This window comes from Paraburkholderia sp. GW821-FHT02A12 (genome assembly GCF_059422005.1).
In genome coordinates this window covers 1,631,654-1,647,389 of the sequence record NZ_JBWKWA010000001.1, presented here as the reverse complement: position 1 = coordinate 1,647,389, position 15,736 = coordinate 1,631,654, and the positions used below count along the sequence as shown (strand labels likewise).

The 15,736-nt window shown below is 64.7% G+C and carries 14 protein-coding genes; 6 read left to right on the top strand and 8 right to left on the bottom strand.

The annotated features are described in order from the left end of the window. Positions 1-8: 8 nt before the first annotated feature. A complete protein-coding gene (locus tag AC07WT_RS07325) occupies positions 9-488 on the bottom strand; it encodes a glutathione peroxidase (RefSeq protein WP_494946565.1) in 480 nt (159 codons plus the stop codon). 135 nt (positions 489-623) lie between these two features. Here AC07WT_RS07325 and AC07WT_RS07320 point away from each other — a divergent pair, with 135 nt between their 5' ends. Next, positions 624-2,558, top strand: coding sequence for an ATP-binding cassette domain-containing protein (locus AC07WT_RS07320; RefSeq protein WP_492590387.1), 1,935 nt, complete (start codon positions 624-626; stop codon positions 2,556-2,558). Between the two features lie 98 nt (positions 2,559-2,656). Beyond that, positions 2,657-3,730: a CaiB/BaiF CoA transferase family protein gene (locus tag AC07WT_RS07315; RefSeq protein WP_494948390.1), complete on the top strand. Its 1,074-nt coding sequence runs from the start codon at positions 2,657-2,659 to the stop codon at positions 3,728-3,730. Positions 3,731-3,754: 24 nt separating this feature from the next. Here AC07WT_RS07315 and AC07WT_RS07310 read toward each other — a convergent pair whose 3' ends face one another. The 3 genes from AC07WT_RS07310 to alr all read right to left on the bottom strand — a co-directional run bounded on the left by AC07WT_RS07310 (position 3,755) and on the right by alr (position 6,743). Continuing rightward, positions 3,755-4,033, bottom strand: coding sequence for a DUF2866 domain-containing protein (locus AC07WT_RS07310; RefSeq protein ID WP_492590388.1), 279 nt, complete (start codon positions 4,031-4,033; stop codon positions 3,755-3,757). A gap of 142 nt (positions 4,034-4,175) precedes the next feature. After that, positions 4,176-5,552: a DNA repair protein RadA gene (gene radA / locus AC07WT_RS07305; RefSeq protein WP_492590389.1), complete on the bottom strand. Its 1,377-nt coding sequence runs from the start codon at positions 5,550-5,552 to the stop codon at positions 4,176-4,178. A gap of 120 nt (positions 5,553-5,672) precedes the next feature. Beyond that, the gene (gene alr, locus AC07WT_RS07300; protein WP_492590390.1) at positions 5,673-6,743 is read right to left on the bottom strand and encodes an alanine racemase; all 1,071 of its coding nucleotides are present in this window, start codon (positions 6,741-6,743) and stop codon (positions 5,673-5,675) included. A gap of 218 nt (positions 6,744-6,961) precedes the next feature. On the opposite strand from alr, the gene lplT reads away from it, so the two are divergent. Together lplT and thiD are read left to right on the top strand one after the other, a co-directional pair. Further along, complete coding sequence (lplT, locus tag AC07WT_RS07295) at positions 6,962-8,269, top strand: lysophospholipid transporter LplT (protein WP_494946564.1); 1,308 nt, start codon at positions 6,962-6,964, stop codon at positions 8,267-8,269. Between the two features lie 55 nt (positions 8,270-8,324). After that, positions 8,325-9,131, top strand: coding sequence for a bifunctional hydroxymethylpyrimidine kinase/phosphomethylpyrimidine kinase (gene thiD, locus AC07WT_RS07290; RefSeq protein WP_494946563.1), 807 nt, complete (start codon positions 8,325-8,327; stop codon positions 9,129-9,131). 72 nt (positions 9,132-9,203) lie between these two features. Here the strand turns inward: thiD and AC07WT_RS07285 are convergent, their stop codons facing one another. From AC07WT_RS07285 to tsaB, 4 genes are read right to left on the bottom strand one after another with little or no spacing between them, the layout of a single operon-like run. Next, positions 9,204-10,232, bottom strand: coding sequence for a DUF1853 family protein (locus AC07WT_RS07285; protein ID WP_494946562.1), 1,029 nt, complete (start codon positions 10,230-10,232; stop codon positions 9,204-9,206). Then, a complete protein-coding gene (locus tag AC07WT_RS07280) occupies positions 10,232-11,443 on the bottom strand; it encodes a uracil-DNA glycosylase (protein WP_494946561.1) in 1,212 nt (403 codons plus the stop codon). The genes AC07WT_RS07285 and AC07WT_RS07280 overlap by 1 nt, the downstream gene beginning before the upstream one ends. Beyond that, positions 11,430-11,924, bottom strand: coding sequence for a ribosomal protein S18-alanine N-acetyltransferase (gene rimI, locus AC07WT_RS07275; RefSeq protein WP_494946560.1), 495 nt, complete (start codon positions 11,922-11,924; stop codon positions 11,430-11,432). Before rimI ends, AC07WT_RS07280 begins: the two co-directional genes overlap by 14 nt. Beyond that, a complete protein-coding gene (tsaB, locus tag AC07WT_RS07270) occupies positions 11,921-12,718 on the bottom strand; it encodes a tRNA (adenosine(37)-N6)-threonylcarbamoyltransferase complex dimerization subunit type 1 TsaB (protein ID WP_494946559.1) in 798 nt (265 codons plus the stop codon). Before tsaB ends, rimI begins: the two co-directional genes overlap by 4 nt. A gap of 311 nt (positions 12,719-13,029) precedes the next feature. On the opposite strand from tsaB, the gene AC07WT_RS07265 reads away from it, so the two are divergent. Together AC07WT_RS07265 and AC07WT_RS07260 are read left to right on the top strand one after the other, a co-directional pair. Further along, positions 13,030-13,299: an acyl-CoA-binding protein gene (locus AC07WT_RS07265; protein WP_492590397.1), complete on the top strand. Its 270-nt coding sequence runs from the start codon at positions 13,030-13,032 to the stop codon at positions 13,297-13,299. A 417-nt stretch (positions 13,300-13,716) separates the two neighbouring features. After that, positions 13,717-15,330 carry a DEAD/DEAH box helicase gene (locus tag AC07WT_RS07260; protein WP_492590398.1) on the top strand — a complete coding sequence of 538 codons (1,614 nt, stop codon included), beginning with the start codon at positions 13,717-13,719 and terminating at the stop codon, positions 15,328-15,330. The last annotated feature ends 406 nt before the right edge of the window (positions 15,331-15,736 follow it).

Sequence of the window (15,736 nt, the reverse complement as noted above, 5' to 3'; positions counted from 1 at the left end):
GCGGCGGGTTACAGCAGCTTCTCGATGTCTTCGGTAATCGCCTCGGGCTTGGTCAGCGGCGCGTAGCGTTTGACCACATCGCCGTCGCGGCCGATCAGGAACTTGGTGAAATTCCACTTGATCGCCTCGAGCCCCAGCAGGCCCGGCGCTTCGCCCGTCAGGTAGCGGAACAACGGATGCGCATTCGCGCCGTTCACGTCGATCTTGTCGAACATCGGGAAGGTCACACCGTAGTTCTTCTCGCAGAAACCGCCGATCTGCACGGCGTCGCCCGGCTCCTGCTTGCCGAACTGGTTGCACGGAAAACCGAGCACCGTCAGGCCGCGCGCCGCGTAGGTGTCATAGAGCTTTTGCAGGCCCGCGTACTGCGGCGTGAACCCGCATTCGCTCGCCGTGTTGACGATCAGCAAAACCTTGCCTTGATACTGCTCGAGGCTCACTTCCTCGCCGCCAAGGGTGTGTGCCGAAAACGAATAAATCGATGTCATGTGCTCTCCCCGTGAAAGCCGTCAGTCTATGCCAAAAGCTTCGCCAGTACAGTCGGCCGAATGGCCAATCCCGGCTGAGCGCCCGGTGTCAGCCCCGGCAGTCTAAAATAGCGGTTTTCTTCAGCCGGCCTCTTCGTGATCCGCTTTAACCAGTTCAGCCTCGCGCGCGGTACCAAGCCGCTCTTCGACAACACCACGTTCACCCTCAACCCCGGCGAAAAGGCCGGCCTGGTGGGGGCGAACGGCGCGGGCAAGTCGACGCTGTTTGCCGTGCTGCTCGGCGAACTGCACGCGGACGGCGGCGATTTCTCGATCCCGCCGACCTGGCAGATCGCCCACGTCGCGCAGGAAACGCCCGCTGCCGACAAGACTGCCCTCGCCTACACGCTCGACGGCGACGCCGCGTTGCGCGCGATCGAAGCGCGCATTGCCGCGGCGTCGGCCGCGCATGACGGCGCCGCTGAAGGCGAAGCGCACGCCGCGTTCGCCGACGCCGACGGCTACACCGCGCCCGCTCGCGCCGAAGCGCTGTTGCTCGGCCTCGGTTTCACGCTCGAGCAGACGCGCGAGCCGGTCAGCAGCTTCTCGGGCGGCTGGCGCATGCGGCTGAATCTCGCGCAGGCGCTGATGTGCCGCTCCGACTTGCTGCTGCTCGACGAACCGACCAACCACCTCGATCTGGACGCGATCGTCTGGCTCGAAGACTGGCTGAACCGTTATCCGGGCACGCTGATCGTGATCTCGCACGACCGCGAGTTTCTCGATTCGGTCTGCAACGTGACGCTGCACCTGGAGCAGCAGCAGATCAGGCGTTACGGCGGCAACTACTCGCAGTTCGAAATCCTGCGCGCGCAACAGATCGCGTTGCAGCAGAGCGCGTACGAGAAACAGCAGCGCACCGTCGAGCATTTACAGAGCTACATCAACCGCTTCAAGGCGCAGGCCACCAAGGCGCGTCAGGCGCAAAGCCGTGTGAAGGCGCTCGAAAAGATGGAACTGATCGCGCCGGCGCATGCGGCCTCGCCGTTCACGTTCGAATTCCGCGCGCCCGATTCCGCGCCGAATCCGATGATGGTGATGGAAGACGTACGCTGCGGCTATCGCAATGACGGCGTCGAGATTCCGATTGTCGGGAACGTGATGCTGTCGATCCAGAATGGACAGCGCATCGGCCTGCTCGGCGCGAACGGCCAAGGCAAATCGACGCTGATCAAGACGCTGGCCGGGACGCTCGAGGCGCTCGGCGGACAGGTGCGCGAAGGCAAGGGTCTGCGGATCGGCTACTTCGCGCAGCATCAGCTGGAAACGCTGCGCCCGGACGACACGCCGTTGCAGCATCTGGCGCGACTCGCGCCGGATACGCGCGAACAGGAACTGCGCGACTTCCTCGGCAGCTTCAACTTCTCCGGCGAGATGGCGACCTCGAAAATCGCGCCCTTCTCGGGCGGCGAAAAGGCTCGCCTCGCGTTGGCGCTGATCATCTGGCAAAAGCCGAATCTGCTGCTGCTCGACGAACCGACCAACCACCTGGACCTCGAAACGCGTCACGCGCTGACCATGGCGCTCGCGCAGTTCGAGGGCACGCTGATTCTGGTGTCGCACGACCGGCATCTGCTGCGCGCCACGACCGATCAGTTCATGCTGGTCGCGAAACACCGCCTGCACGAGTTCGACGGCGATCTCGACGACTACCGCGACTGGCTGCTGCAACACGCGGCTGAACAGCGTGCGGCGCTGAAAGCGGGCGCGGCCTCGAACGGTGCGGATAGCGCGGACAATGGGGTCAACCGCAAGGAGCAGCGCCGACTCGAAGCCGAAACGCGGCAAAAGCTGGCTCACCTGAAAAAGCCGCTGCAAAGCCGCATCACGAAAATTGAAAAGGAAATGGACTCGCTCAACGCGGAAAAGGCGACGCTCGATGCATTCGTCGTCGATCCGGCGAGTTACGAGCCCGAGCAGAAAAGCAAACTGACGGAGGCGATCCGCCGTCAGGCAGATGTGAACGCGCGCCTCGAAGCGCTCGAAGCCGAATGGCTCGACGCTCATGAGGAACTCGAACAAATCGGCTAGCGGTACGCAGTTTCCAGGTCCGCGCCGGCATCGACGAGAGGTTGGCTTTGTCATCTGCGACGTCATCCATATCAGGGTCCGCATCAGCGCCGCCCGCGCTGCAGGGCCTGCGCGTGCTCGATCTGACGCGCCTGTTGCCGGGCCCGGTCGCCGCATTGCGGCTTGCCGAACTCGGCGCCGACGTGCTGAAGATCGAAGCGCCCGGCGCGGGAGACCCCACCCGCACGATGATGCAGTCGTCGAGCGACCGCGTGGCCGGCCGGCCCGGCGCGTTTTACCGGCTCGTCAATCGCGGCAAGCGCGAAACGCGGCTCGACCTGAAGTCGGAAGCGGGACGCAGCGTGTTACGCGCGCTCGCGGCCGAAGCGGACGTGCTGATCGAAAGCTTCAGGCCCGGTGTGATGGAGCGCCTCGGCCTCGGCTACGAAACACTGCGCGCGGCGAATCCCAAACTGGTTTACTGCGCAATTAGCGGCTACGGCGCGAGCGGTCCGTTTGTCGACCATGCCGGCCACGATCTGAACTACATCGGCTACGCGGGTGTACTCGATCAACTGGCCGGCCGCGACGGCGCGCCGATCCTGCCGAACTTCCAGATTGCCGACCTGCTCGGCGGCGCCTTGAGCGCCGTGACGCGGATTCTCGCCGCGTTATGGCACGTGTCGCGCGGCGGCGAAGGCCGCTTCGTCGACGTATCGATGACCCATGTCACGCACGCGCACAACGTCGTCGCGCAGGTCTCGCTCGCCAATGAAGGCACCGCTCCGGCCGCCGGCGAAGGCCTGCTGAACGGCGGCGTGCCCTGCTACAACCTGTACCGCACGCTCGACAACCGCTGGCTCGCGGTCGGCGCGCTCGAACTCAAATTCTGGGAAACGCTGTGCATGGCGCTGGACCGGCCCGAATGGGCGACGCGCCACTGGAGTCTGGGTCAGGCAATCGGCGGGCCTGACGCGGCCGCGCTGACGCAGGAACTGGCCGATGTGATCGGCAAGCGTCCGCTGGAGGAATGGGTGCTGCTGCTGGAGCCGCTCGACTGTTGCGTGTCACCGGTGCTGACCCCGGCAGAAGCCGCGCGGCACCCGCTCTTCAATCCGCAGGCCCGCGTGGCCGCGCGCGCAGGTGAAAACGAAACTGAGGCCGAAGACGACGAGGACCGTTACGCCGGTTGAGGCAAGCGGCCGCCGCCCGGCACGTCAGCGTTTCGCCGCCGCTTGCCGCGGCAAAGTCTGGCGCGGCGTTTTTTCGTCGTCGTACAGCAGATGCTTGCGGCCTTCAACGTGACGGTTGATGGTGGCCCGCACTTCCGCCGCCGTGACATGTTCGGCCACCACCCGCCGCGAAATCTGCCCCGTCGTGTCGATCCACTCGACAATCCGGCAAGCGCCGCCCCAAGGCTGGCGAATGGGCGCGGAGACGCGGCAGCCGCGCACCTGCATTGGCCGCTCGGCTACGGTTTCATGTGGCTGTTTCAAGGCGCAATCCTTTTTTCGGCATCAGAAGGGAAGCAATACCCCTCAGCTTAGGAAAAAGGAATGTCGGGTAGGTTACAGCCAATATGGAGATATTTACCGGGCATTACGCGGCAGACCGCGCCTGCAGCCGTGACAGGCCCGTTTATTCGAGCGTGCGGACCCGGTCGATGGCTTGCTCGATCCTTTCGACCGCAATGACCTGTAAGCCGTCGATCGGCTGCTTCGGCGCATTGGCCTTCGGAATCAGCGCGGTCGAGAAACCGAGCTTGGCCGCTTCCTTCAGACGCTCCTGGCCGCGCGGCGAAGGCCGGATTTCGCCGGCGAGGCCCACTTCGCCGAACACGACCAGCCCCTTCGGCAACGGTTTGTTACGCATCGACGAATGAATCGCGAGCAGCACGGCCAGGTCGGCGGCGGGTTCGGCAATCTTCACGCCGCCCACCGCGTTCAGGAACACGTCCTGATCGAAGCAGGCGATGCCGGCATGCCGGTGCAGCACCGCCAGCAGCATCGCGAGTCGGTTCTGTTCCAGGCCGACGGCGAGCCGCCGCGGATTCGGCGCGTTCGCCGCGTCCACCAGCGCCTGCACTTCGACCAGCAGCGGCCGCGTGCCTTCCTGCGTGACCAGCACACACGAACCCGGCACGGATTGTTCATGCTGCGACAGAAACAGCGCGGAAGGATTGGCGACGCCACGCAGGCCGCGCTCGGTCATCGCGAACACACCGAGTTCGTTGACCGCACCGAAGCGGTTCTTGATCGCGCGCACCAGCCGGAACGACGAATGCGTGTCGCCCTCGAAGTACAGCACCGTATCGACGATGTGCTCAAGCACGCGCGGCCCGGCGAGCGCGCCTTCCTTGGTCACGTGGCCGACCATGATGATGGTGGTGCCCGACTGCTTGGCGATCCGCGTCAATTGCGCCGCGCACTCGCGCACCTGCGCGACCGAACCGGGCGCGGAGGTCAGCGCGTCGGAATAAACCGTCTGGATCGAGTCGATCACGGCGACGTCGGGCCGCTGCCCGGCGACGGTCGCCTGGATCTTTTCGAGCTGGATTTCCGCGAGCAACTGCAGTTCGCTGGCCTTCGAACCGGGCTCGAGCAGCGAGAGCCGCTGCGCGCGCAGCGCGATCTGCGCAGCCGATTCCTCGCCGCTGATATAGAGCGCCCGTTTATCCGCGGCGATTTCCGCAAGCGATTGCAGCAACAGCGTCGATTTGCCGATGCCCGGGTCGCCGCCGATCAGCACCACCCCGCCCGGCACCAGACCGCCGCCCAGCACGCGGTCGAACTCGCTGACGCCGGTTGAAAAACGCGGCACGTCGGTCGCGTCGATATCGGCGAGACGCCGCACCGGTGCGCTTTTCGCGAGCGACTGGAAGCGATGCGTGGAGGGCGCTTCCGCCACTGATTCGACCAGTGTGTTCCACGCGTTGCATGAAGGGCACTGCCCGGCCCACTTCGGCGATTGCCCGCCGCATTCACTGCAGATGTACAACGTCTTCTGTTTAGCCACGCGCCCTTGCCTGTTGCTGTTCTATTGGATATCCGGCCGATAAGTCCGTGAGCCCGCCGATCGCTTCCGTGCTTACTTCCGTGCTTACTTCCGTGCTTACTTCCGTGCTTATGTTCGTGCCTACTCGGCGCGCACCGGCACGCGCGGCGCCACCGCGCACATCAGCTCGTAGCCAATCGTGCCGCAGGCTTGCGCGACTTCGTCGATCGGCAGCGACGTGCCCCACAATTCGACGCGCGAGCCGACGTTGGCAGTTGGGATCGGCGTCAGGTCGACGGTCAGCATGTCCATCGAAACGCGCCCGACGAGCCGCGTCAGGACCCCGTCGACGATTACCGGCGTACCTTCCGGCGCGCTCCGCGGATAGCCGTCCGCGTAACCGCAGGCAACCACACCGATGCGCATCGGCCCGCGCGCCTTGAACGACGAACCGTAGCCGACCGTCTGGCTTTCGGCGAGGGTCTGCACGGCGATCAGTTCGGAGGCGAGCGTCATGGCCGGTTGCAGACCGGTGTCTGCGATCGCGGCGTTCACGCCGGACGGCGATGCGCCGTACAGAATGATGCCCGGGCGCACCCAGTCGAAGTGCGCGGCGGGATGCCACAGCGTCGCCGCCGAATTCGCGAGGCTGCGCGCACCCGCGATGCCTTGCGCGCCGCGTTCGAACGCTTCCAACTGATAGGCGATGCCGCGTTCGCTGTCGGCATCCGAGAAATGGGTCATCAACGTGATCTGGCCGACACCCTGACAGGCACGCGCGCGCTCCCACGCGGCACGGAATTTTTCCGGCACGTAACCGAGGCGGTTCATGCCACTGTTCATCTTCAGTTGAATGTTGACGGGCTTCGACAGACGCGCCATTTCCAGCATCCGCAACTGTTCGTCCGAGTGCAGCGCCGTGGTCAGGCTGTAGCGGTCGATCACGTCGATATCGGTCGGACGGAAAAAGCCCTCGAGCAACAAAATTGGCCCGGCCCATCCCAATTCACGCAACTTCACGGCTTCTTCGAGGTCCAGCAAGCCAAAGCCGTCGGTTGCGCGCAGTCCTGGGAAAGCGCGTGCGAGGCCGTGTCCGTAAGCGTTTGCCTTGACGACGGCCCAAATCTTGGATTTGGGTGCGTAGCGACGGGCGACGGCGAGATTGTTGGCGAGTGCGGCGGTATGGATCGTGGCTGAGAGGGGGCGCGGCATGGGAAATTTTCGTAAAGACGCTTGCGAATCAGCAGCTTACAGGGCGTTTTCAACGCTCGGCAGCCCGCTGGGCGGTGCGGTCAAGGATTTTGCTAGTCCGAAACCAGCTATTTTCATGATATAAAGCCGTGCGCACAACCCATTTCGAACAGCATAAGCCCGGACGCCTCTCACACGGCCGGGGCGGACAGACCGCAGCGAGGACAGCATCGCATCAGATGAAAAAAGGTTTTTACACCATCATGGCCGCGCAATTTTTTTCATCGCTGGCCGACAATGCGCTTCTGATCGCTGCTATCGCACTGCTGAAAGATCTTCACGCACCAAACTGGATGACGCCGCTGCTCAAGTTGTTCTTTGTGCTGTCGTACGTCGTTCTGGCCGCCTTCGTGGGCGCTTTCGCCGACTCGCGTCCGAAAGGACGCGTGATGTTCATCACCAATACCATCAAGGTGGTCGGCTGCGTCACGATGCTGGTCGGCGCGCATCCGCTACTCGCCTATGGCATCGTCGGCTTTGGCGCGGCGGCCTACTCGCCCGCCAAATATGGGATTCTCACCGAACTGCTGCCGCCTGAGCGGCTGGTCGCCGCGAATGGCTGGATCGAAGGCACCACGGTCGGTTCGATCATTCTCGGCACTGTGCTCGGCGGCGCCCTGATCAGTCCGCACATCGCGGCTCCGATCCTCAAGCACCACATTCCCGCCGTCAACACGCCCGCCGAAGCGGCGATGCTGGTGATCATGGGAATCTACGTGATCGCCGCGCTGTTCAATCTGCGCATTCCCGACACGGGCGCGCGCTATCCGAAACAGGAACGCGGCCCGATCAAGCTCGTCACCGATTTCGCCGATTGTTTCCTCGTGCTGTGGCGCGACAAGCTCGGCCAGATTTCGCTCGCCGTCACCACGCTGTTCTGGGGCGCCGGCGCGACGCTGCAATTCATCGTACTGAAGTGGGCCGAGGTATCACTCAACATGTCGCTGTCGGAAGCCGCGATCCTGCAGGCGGTGGTGGCCGTGGGCGTGGCGGCCGGCGCGATCTTCGCGGCCTCGCGCGTGCCGCTGAAGAAGTCGCTCTCGGTGCTGCCGGTCGGCATCATGATGGGCATCGCCGTGATGCTGATGGCGTTCTACACGCGCGACCTGTTCCCCGCGCATTGGGGCCTCTACTTCGGCCGCATGCACGTGCCGGGCTATCTGATCGTCGCGTATATCTTCCTGATGGTCGTAGGCGGGTTGTCCGGTTTTTTTGTCGTACCGATGAATGCGCTGCTCCAGCATCGCGGCCACGTGCTGCTGTCGGCGGGCCACTCGATCGCCGTGCAGAATTTCAACGAGAATCTCTCCGTGCTCGTGATGCTGTGCCTGTACGCGGTACTGGTGTGGCTCGACGTGCCGGTCACGGTGGTGATCATGCTGTTCGGCACGTTCGTCTGCCTGATGATGTGGCTCGTGATGCGGCGCCACCAGGCGAATCAGCGCGCGTTCGATTCGGTCGCGCTGATCGGCGAAGTCAAGCACTGACCCGCGGGGGCCTGCAAGCGGCATCCCGCGCGCTTTCTCTTATTCCCGCCTTGCCATGACTCAACCGATTCCCAATGTGCTGACGATCGCCGGTTCCGATTCCGGCGGCGGCGCCGGCATTCAGGCCGATCTGAAGACATTCTCGGCGCTCGGCGCCTATGGCGCGAGTGTGATCACCGCACTGACCGCGCAGAACACGCGCGGCGTCACGGCGATTCACACGCCGGAACCGGCCTTCGTCACCGCGCAGCTCGATGCGGTGTTCGACGACATCCGTATCGACGCCGTGAAGATCGGCATGCTCGCGAACGCGGCGATCGCGCGCGCGGTGGCCGACGCGTTGCGCCGGCACAAGCCGAAGCACATCGTGCTCGACACAGTGATGATTTCGAAGAGCAATCACGCGTTGCTGCTGCCGGATGCGGTCGCTGCGGTGCGTGAGGAGTTGCTGCCGCTCGCCGATCTGCTGACACCGAATCTGCCGGAAGCCGCTGCCTTGCTCGGCGTAGAGGCCGCAACGGATGAAGCCGGCATGGTCGCGCAAGGCGAAGCGCTGCGTGCGCTCGGCGCGCGCGCGGTGCTGATGAAAGGCGGTCATCTCAGCGCGGCGGATAGTCCCGACTGGCTCGTGCAGGACAGCGGCACGCTGCGTCTGGGCGGCCCGCGCGTGCCGGTGAAGAACACGCATGGGACGGGCTGCACGCTGTCGTCGGCGATTGCCGCGCTGATTCCGCAACGCGACGATCTGGCGAGCGCGGTCGCCGATGCGAAGCTGTATCTGACCGGCGCGTTGCAAGCGAGCGACCGGCTCGAGGTCGGCAGCGGCGTCGGGCCGGTGCATCATTTTTATCGGTGGTGGTGAGGCTTGAGGTGGTGAGGCCATGAGCCGGCGCTGCGGAGTGGCGCCAGGGTCTTACCTGCCGTTCACGGCCTGTTACTGCCGCGCGTAGGCCTGCGCCTGTTGCGGCCAGTCGTCGGGGACGATGAACCCGCGCGAGCGTTCAAGCCAGTTGCCCGCGCCGTCATGGGCGAACGCCGCGACCATCGCCGGTCCATGTTGATGTGAAATTTGCGCAGCGAGTGTTCGCGCATCGACGAAAGCGATCTCCGCCTGCTCCGCCGCAGCTGGCTCATGCCGCCTCGGCGCGAGCCACTCCAGACGCGGCAGCGCGCGCCACGCCTGTGCATGCGCGGCGGCAAAAGCCGGCCAATCGCTACGCGTCACCCACCAGCCGCGTCCGTGTGAAGGATCGAGCGCGGCCGGATCTGCCGGCGACTCGCCATGCCGGTAAAACAGCCAGCCTTTGACGAACATCTGCGGCGTCCACCGCCCGCCATAGCCGAGCGACGCGAATTCTTCGCGTGCGCTCAACGGCAGCTGATGATTCAGCAAATGCGCGAGCTTCAGGTCGAAACGATCCCTCAGATTCGGGCCGACGTAATCCGCCAGCTGCCCGCGACCGTCGCCGGCATGCAGATAGCACTTCACCGCCAATTCCCAGTGCAGTCGCGCGCCCTGTTGCGTCTGCACCAGAAAATCGCATTCACCGAGCGTAACGCCGACGCGCCGCAGCAGCACGCCGGCCGCAACCAGCTGCGCCGCGGGCCCATGCCGCAGAAACCACGCGAGCAGACGTTCGGCGTAGCGGCCAAGGCGCGTGATGCGCGTCGCGGCGAGGTCGCGCTGCAATTCGGCCGGATCGGCGTCGAGCGTGCGCAACCAGTCGATCGTCGCACGGGCTTCCTGCGACGTGTCGAACGGCGTGGCCAGCGCCCCCACCGGTGGTTGCGCCCGCAACAAATCGGTGCTCAGCAACAGCCACGCCAGATCGCGCACCGCCGGGACGCGCAAGGTGTCGAGAAGCGTCTCGAGTAGCGCGGCAGGTGTGCCGGGCGCAGCGGCGGCTGCCGACGCTATCGGCGCTATCGGCGCTATCGGCGCTATCGGCCCGGTGGCCGCCATCACTTCGCTTCGTTCGAAGCCGCGCCGCCCGCCTGGCGCCACGTATCGCGCGCGAGGCACAGGTCGGCCCAGGCTTTCGCCTTGTCGGACAAGCTGCGCAGCAGATAGGCCGGGTGATACGTGACGATGACCGGCACCCCTTCGTATTCGTGCACGCGGCCGCGCAGCGACGAAATGCTCGCGTCGGTCTTCAGCAGACTCTGCGCGGCGAAGCGGCCGAGCGCGACGATCAGCTTCGGCTTGACCAGTTCGACCTGGCGTTGCAGATAAGGCTCGCAACGCGCGACTTCATCGGGCTCGGGATTGCGGTTGCCGGGCGGCCGACACTTGATCACATTGGCGATATAGACGTTGGTGTCGCGCGCGAGGGTCAGCGCACGCAGCATGTTGTCGAGCAGCTTGCCGGCCTGGCCGACGAACGGCTCGCCCAGGCGATCTTCGTTCTCGCCGGGCGCTTCGCCGATCAGCATCCAGTCGGCGTTGCGATCGCCGACGCCGAACACCGTATTCGTGCGTTTCTCGCACAGACGACAGCGTTCGCAGCCGGCGACGCGATCGCTCAACGCGTCCCAGTCGAGCAGATGGATCGGCAATGCTTCCGGCGTCTCGCGGCGCGGTTCGGCGCTCGCGTGGCCAGGCTCATCGGCCGGCAGATCGTCAAACCACGCGAAATCGTCGTCGGGTGGTGCTTCGCCGAACGAGGATGGCGGCGTTTGCCGTGCCGGCTCGCTACGTTGCGCAGGCGAACGGTGCTCGTCCGGCTCGCGCGCGGGTGCTGGCTGCCGCGGTTCGCTTGCGCGCATCGACGGTGATTGCCCACTGCCAGGCTGTGTTTGGCCGGACTGCGGCGCCTCGCTTGCGCGCATCGCCGGGCGCTGCTCATCGTGCGAACGCGCCGTTGCCTGCTGCGAGGTTGCCTGCTGCGAGGTTGCTTCCTGCGAGGTTGCTTCCTGCGAGGTTGGTTGCCGATCGTCGCGCTGCTCACGGGCGGCCGGCGACGTTGACGGCGCCGTTACTCCCGGGTCCGCAGCCAGCGGCTCTTCGCGACGCGCGCCGGTGTCCGCGGCGCCGGCCTCGCCCGGCTGCGCATGGCTGGTCTGCGTGCCTGAAGCAAGCTCGACAGCCTCGGCGGACGCGACCACCGCCATCCCGCGACGCACCCACAGCGGCGCGAGTCCGAACTCTTCCAGTACCGATTCATGCAGCGCCATCTGCGCCCTCCCTGGCAAACGAATAACGCATCACGATGGCGTCCTCCCGGCTGCGATGCCGCGCCGGATAATAGTTTTTGCGCCGGCCGATCGACGCAAACCCGAAGCGTTCGTAAAGCCGGATCGCTCGATGGTTGGACGGCCGCACTTCGAGCAGCAGGCCGTCGAGCTTTTCGGCGCGCGTGATGCGCACCGCTTCGCGCAACAGCGCGAGCCCGGCACCGGCGCCTTGCGCGGCGGGCGTCACGCACAAATTGAGGAGATGCATTTCGTCGACGACCGGCATCAATACGCAATAGCCGATCAGTGTGCCCGTCACATGACGCAGACAAACGCCGAAATAGCCGTTGCGCAGCGAGTCGCCGAAATTGCCGCGACTCCAGGGAAATTCGTAAGCGATCTTTTCGATTGCGGCAACTTCGTCCAGATCGCCTTCGGTCATCGGCGACATGTAGCGGTCCGCGAGCAACACCCCGCTCATCTCTGGCCCTCGCCCTGATGCGCGCCGTGCGCCGCCTGCGCGGCCAGTTCGGCCTTGGCGGCTTTTTCAGCGACGCGTTCCGCCGTGGTTTGGGCGACTTTATCGCGCACATATTCCGGCGCGGCCTGGTCGGCGGGCACCGTGTGGCCAGCGCGGAATGCGCGTAGCGCCGCGTAAGCGATGGGCAACGCATGCGGCAGCGCTTCGCCGTCGACCGTCCGGGCCGCAGCGACGGCGGGCAGGCGCGCGCCGAAGGCTGCAGCGGCGTTGCCTGCCAGCGTAAACGGCACGCCGGGCAAGACGAGGCGCTCGGGGGTATCGAGCGAAGCCGGCTGGAGCGTGCGCCACTCGCCCTGAGCCTCGTCCCACGCGTAGTCGGCCCAATAGATTTCGTCCATGCGGGCGTCGAGCGCGGCGAGCACGCGAAGCGCCGATGGATCGTGCAGACGGGCGCTTTCCGCGCAGGCGAGCAAGGTGCCGACCGGCACGACCGGCAGGTTCAGGCCGAACGCGAGGCCCTGGGCGACACCGGTTGCCGTGCGAAGCCCCGTGAACGAACCGGGCCCGGAGCCGAAGGCGATGGCATTGCAATCGGCCAGTTTCAAACCGGCCTCGTCGAAGAGTTCGCGAATCGCCGGCAGCAGGCGCGTGCTGGAAACCGCACCGGTTTGCTCGTGACGGACCCAGATACGGGGTTCAGGGGCGGTGTGGACCGATGATTCGTCGGCGGCGAGAAGCGCTACCGAGCAGAATTCGGTCGATGTATCGAGGGCAAGAAGCACTGTTTGAGTCATGAGGCGTATTGTAATCGGCACCGCACGGGGGCATGGGGTTTTGGTTTTCTCTGCCGGCGAGGCGCCGTTGGTCCGCTGCTGGTCCGCTGCTGGTCTGTCCGTCCGCGGCGTTGGACGTTCCTTGTTCTGCTTGCCTTTGGCCTACCGACCATAACGCCGCAGGGCAAAAACAAAAACCCGAACAAAAACCCGAAACCGTTTGGAATAACCCCTCAGCCCCGCGGCGGCAACCAATTGTTATGATCACCGGCCAAGCCTGAAACCCAGCGAAAACCAGCCAAACCCACCCCCGCCCGGAGGGCAAAATCACAATGACGGACATCAACACCCAATTCATCCAGGCCCAGGAAGACGCCAGGCAATTGCCGGAACGCCCAGGCAACCTGACCCTGCTGCGTCTCTACGCCCTTTTCAAGCAGGCCACCGACGGCGACGTTCACGGCGACAAACCCGGCTTCACCGACATCGTCGGCAAATACAAATACGACGCATGGGCCGCCCTGAAGGGCACCGTACCGGACGCCGCGAAGCAGCAATACATCGACCTGGTCGAATCCCTCAAAAGCGGCGCATCAGCCTGACCCAGACTCGCCAGGGCATCGGCAGTCAAAACTTTTTCGCCAGGAAATGTCCTAATAGTGGCGCAGTGCAACAAATATCTATACAATACTGCCTGCGCTTCACTGCTTTGCCCGGCTTTCCTCTAGCGGCCTTTGCGGCGCAGCGCCTCGTAGCGTTTAGCTCCAATCCAGTTTAGAACCTGTCCCCTCCTGCCTAGCCCCCTACGGGCGATCATGTCCCAGGCTGGCGGCACGCCGTGTTGGCATGTCGCATCCGATACAGCTTCTAACGAAAAGCTCGCCTTCATTGTCGCGAGCTGCCCCCGTTTTTCGATTTGCTCGCTGCTTCTTTGCTCGCTGAATCCGACGACTTGGGTATGCCGATTGGCGCCGACGTTTTAATTCCCTGCATCCTCCAGGATCGTTTCAAGGATTCTCATGACTTCGAGCAATACCCCCAGCAGCCCGTTGAACGCCATCGCCGACCAAGCCCTCGGTCTCGCCGACGCACCCGCAGCAGCCGCTGCCGCGCCGGAAGCCGTTGTCGCAGCGCCCGCCGGCCCGTCGTTCGCGTCGCTCGGTCTGTCCGCGGATGTCGTCTCCGCGCTGACCGCCGCTGGTTACCAAACGCCGACCCCGGTTCAGCAACGCGCCATCCCCGCCGGCATCGCCGGCCGCGATCTGCTGGTCTCGAGCCCGACCGGTTCGGGCAAGACCGCCGCGTTCATGCTGCCCGCCATCGAGCGTTTCTCGCAACTGCAAAAAGTGCAAGCCAGCCAGCCGCGTGAGCCGCGTCCGGCTGACGGAGGCCGCACGCGCCGTCCGCAACCGGTTGCCCGTCCGACCATGCTGGTTCTGACGCCGACCCGCGAACTCGCGATGCAGGTCACCACTGCCGCTGCCACGTACGGCAAGCACCTGAAGCGTCTGCGCACCGTCAGCATTCTGGGCGGCGTCGCTTACGGTCAACAGTTGATGCTGCTGGCGAAGAACCCGGAAATCCTGGTTGCCACGCCGGGCCGTCTGATCGACCACCTGGAACGCGGCCGTATCGATCTGTCGCAACTGCAGATCCTGGTGCTCGACGAAGCCGACCGCATGCTCGACATGGGCTTCATCGACGACATCGATACCATCGTTGCCGCTACGCCGGCCACGCGCCAAACCATGCTGTTCTCGGCCACGCTCGACGGCAAGATCGGTTCGCTGACCGGCCGTCTGCTGAAAGATCCGGAGCGTATCGAGATCGTTCAACGCCTGGAACAGCGCACCAACATCGCGCAAACCGTTCACTACGTTGACGACCGCGATCACAAGGATCGTCTGCTCGACCATCTGCTGCGCGACGCCGGCCTCGATCAGGCTATCGTCTTCACGGCAACCAAGATGGACGCGGACCAGCTGGCCGGGCGCCTGGCCGATGCCGGTTTCGAATCGGCAGCGCTGCACGGCGACCTGCCGCAAGGCGCACGCAACCGCACCATCCGCGCGCTGCGCGAGCGCCGCGTGCGCGTGCTGGTCGCCACGGACGTCGCCGCTCGCGGCATCGACATCCCGGGCATCACGCACGTGTTCAACTACGACCTGCCGAAGTTCGCCGAAGACTACGTGCACCGTATCGGCCGTACCGGCCGTGCCGGCCGCTCGGGTATCGCCGTGAGCCTCGTGCATCACGCTGAACAAGGCGCGCTGAAGCGCATCGAGCGCTTCGTGCGCACCCCGCTGCCGGTCAACGTCGTCGAAGGCTTCGAGCCGCGCAAGTCGGCTCCGTCGGGCAACGGCCGTCCTGGCTTTGGCGGCCGTGGCCGTCCGGGCGGCGGCAACGGCGGCGGCCGTCGCTTCGGCAGCGGTGCAGGCAAGCCGGCCGGTAACGGCGGCGGCGCTCGCAGCGGTAGCGGCAATGGCGGCGGCTGGGCCGGCAAGTCGGCTGGCGGCGGTTCGCGCGAAGGCTACGGCGGTTCCGGTTCGCGCGAAGGCTACGGCGGTTCGCGCGACGGCGGCTACGGTGCACGCCGCAGTGACGGCCCGCGTACGGCGCGCCGCGGCAGCTGAGTCGCGACTATCGAGTTGCAGTGCAGTCGGGCAGTAACCGGGCAGCAGCCATTCGCGCCGCCCGATTGCCGCTGAAGTCAGCTTGAAGAAAGACCCGGACGGCCCTGCGCCGTCCGTCAGTCGGAAGAAACCGGTGCTCATGCGCCGGTTTTTTTTCGCCCGTATTTTGGCCCCCGCCAAATTTCACGATGTGGAAAATTTTTTTGCGTCGTAAAAAATCGTGCTGCAAGGCACAACAAGCGCTATTGCAAGATGGAAAACCACATTTCTTAATGCGGAATTAATGCAATAAGTCATTGATTTAAAACAAATATAAATATTATAAAAATGCTCCCGGTCGGCTATTGCCCGACCACTGATTTGCCTAGACTCTTATATAAGACTTCACGAAGCGAAACGCCTGACC

What these genes read in the sequence shown, in the direction of transcription:
- AC07WT_RS07285 (WP_494946562.1), bottom strand. Translation starts at nt 10,232, where the DNA reads ATGGCGGCCACCGGGCCGATAGCGCCGATAGCGCCGATAGCGCCGATA.
- AC07WT_RS07280 (WP_494946561.1), bottom strand. Translation starts at nt 11,443, where the DNA reads ATGGCGCTGCATGAATCGGTACTGGAAGAGTTCGGACTCGCGCCGCTG.
- AC07WT_RS07260 (WP_492590398.1), top strand. Translation starts at nt 13,717, where the DNA reads ATGACTTCGAGCAATACCCCCAGCAGCCCGTTGAACGCCATCGCCGAC.
- rimI (WP_494946560.1), bottom strand. Translation starts at nt 11,924, where the DNA reads ATGAGCGGGGTGTTGCTCGCGGACCGCTACATGTCGCCGATGACCGAA.
- alr (WP_492590390.1), bottom strand. Translation starts at nt 6,743, where the DNA reads ATGCCGCGCCCCCTCTCAGCCACGATCCATACCGCCGCACTCGCCAAC.
- AC07WT_RS07325 (WP_494946565.1), bottom strand. Translation starts at nt 488, where the DNA reads ATGACATCGATTTATTCGTTTTCGGCACACACCCTTGGCGGCGAGGAA.
- thiD (WP_494946563.1), top strand. Translation starts at nt 8,325, where the DNA reads ATGACTCAACCGATTCCCAATGTGCTGACGATCGCCGGTTCCGATTCC.
- tsaB (WP_494946559.1), bottom strand. Translation starts at nt 12,718, where the DNA reads ATGACTCAAACAGTGCTTCTTGCCCTCGATACATCGACCGAATTCTGC.
- AC07WT_RS07265 (WP_492590397.1), top strand. Translation starts at nt 13,030, where the DNA reads ATGACGGACATCAACACCCAATTCATCCAGGCCCAGGAAGACGCCAGG.
- lplT (WP_494946564.1), top strand. Translation starts at nt 6,962, where the DNA reads ATGAAAAAAGGTTTTTACACCATCATGGCCGCGCAATTTTTTTCATCG.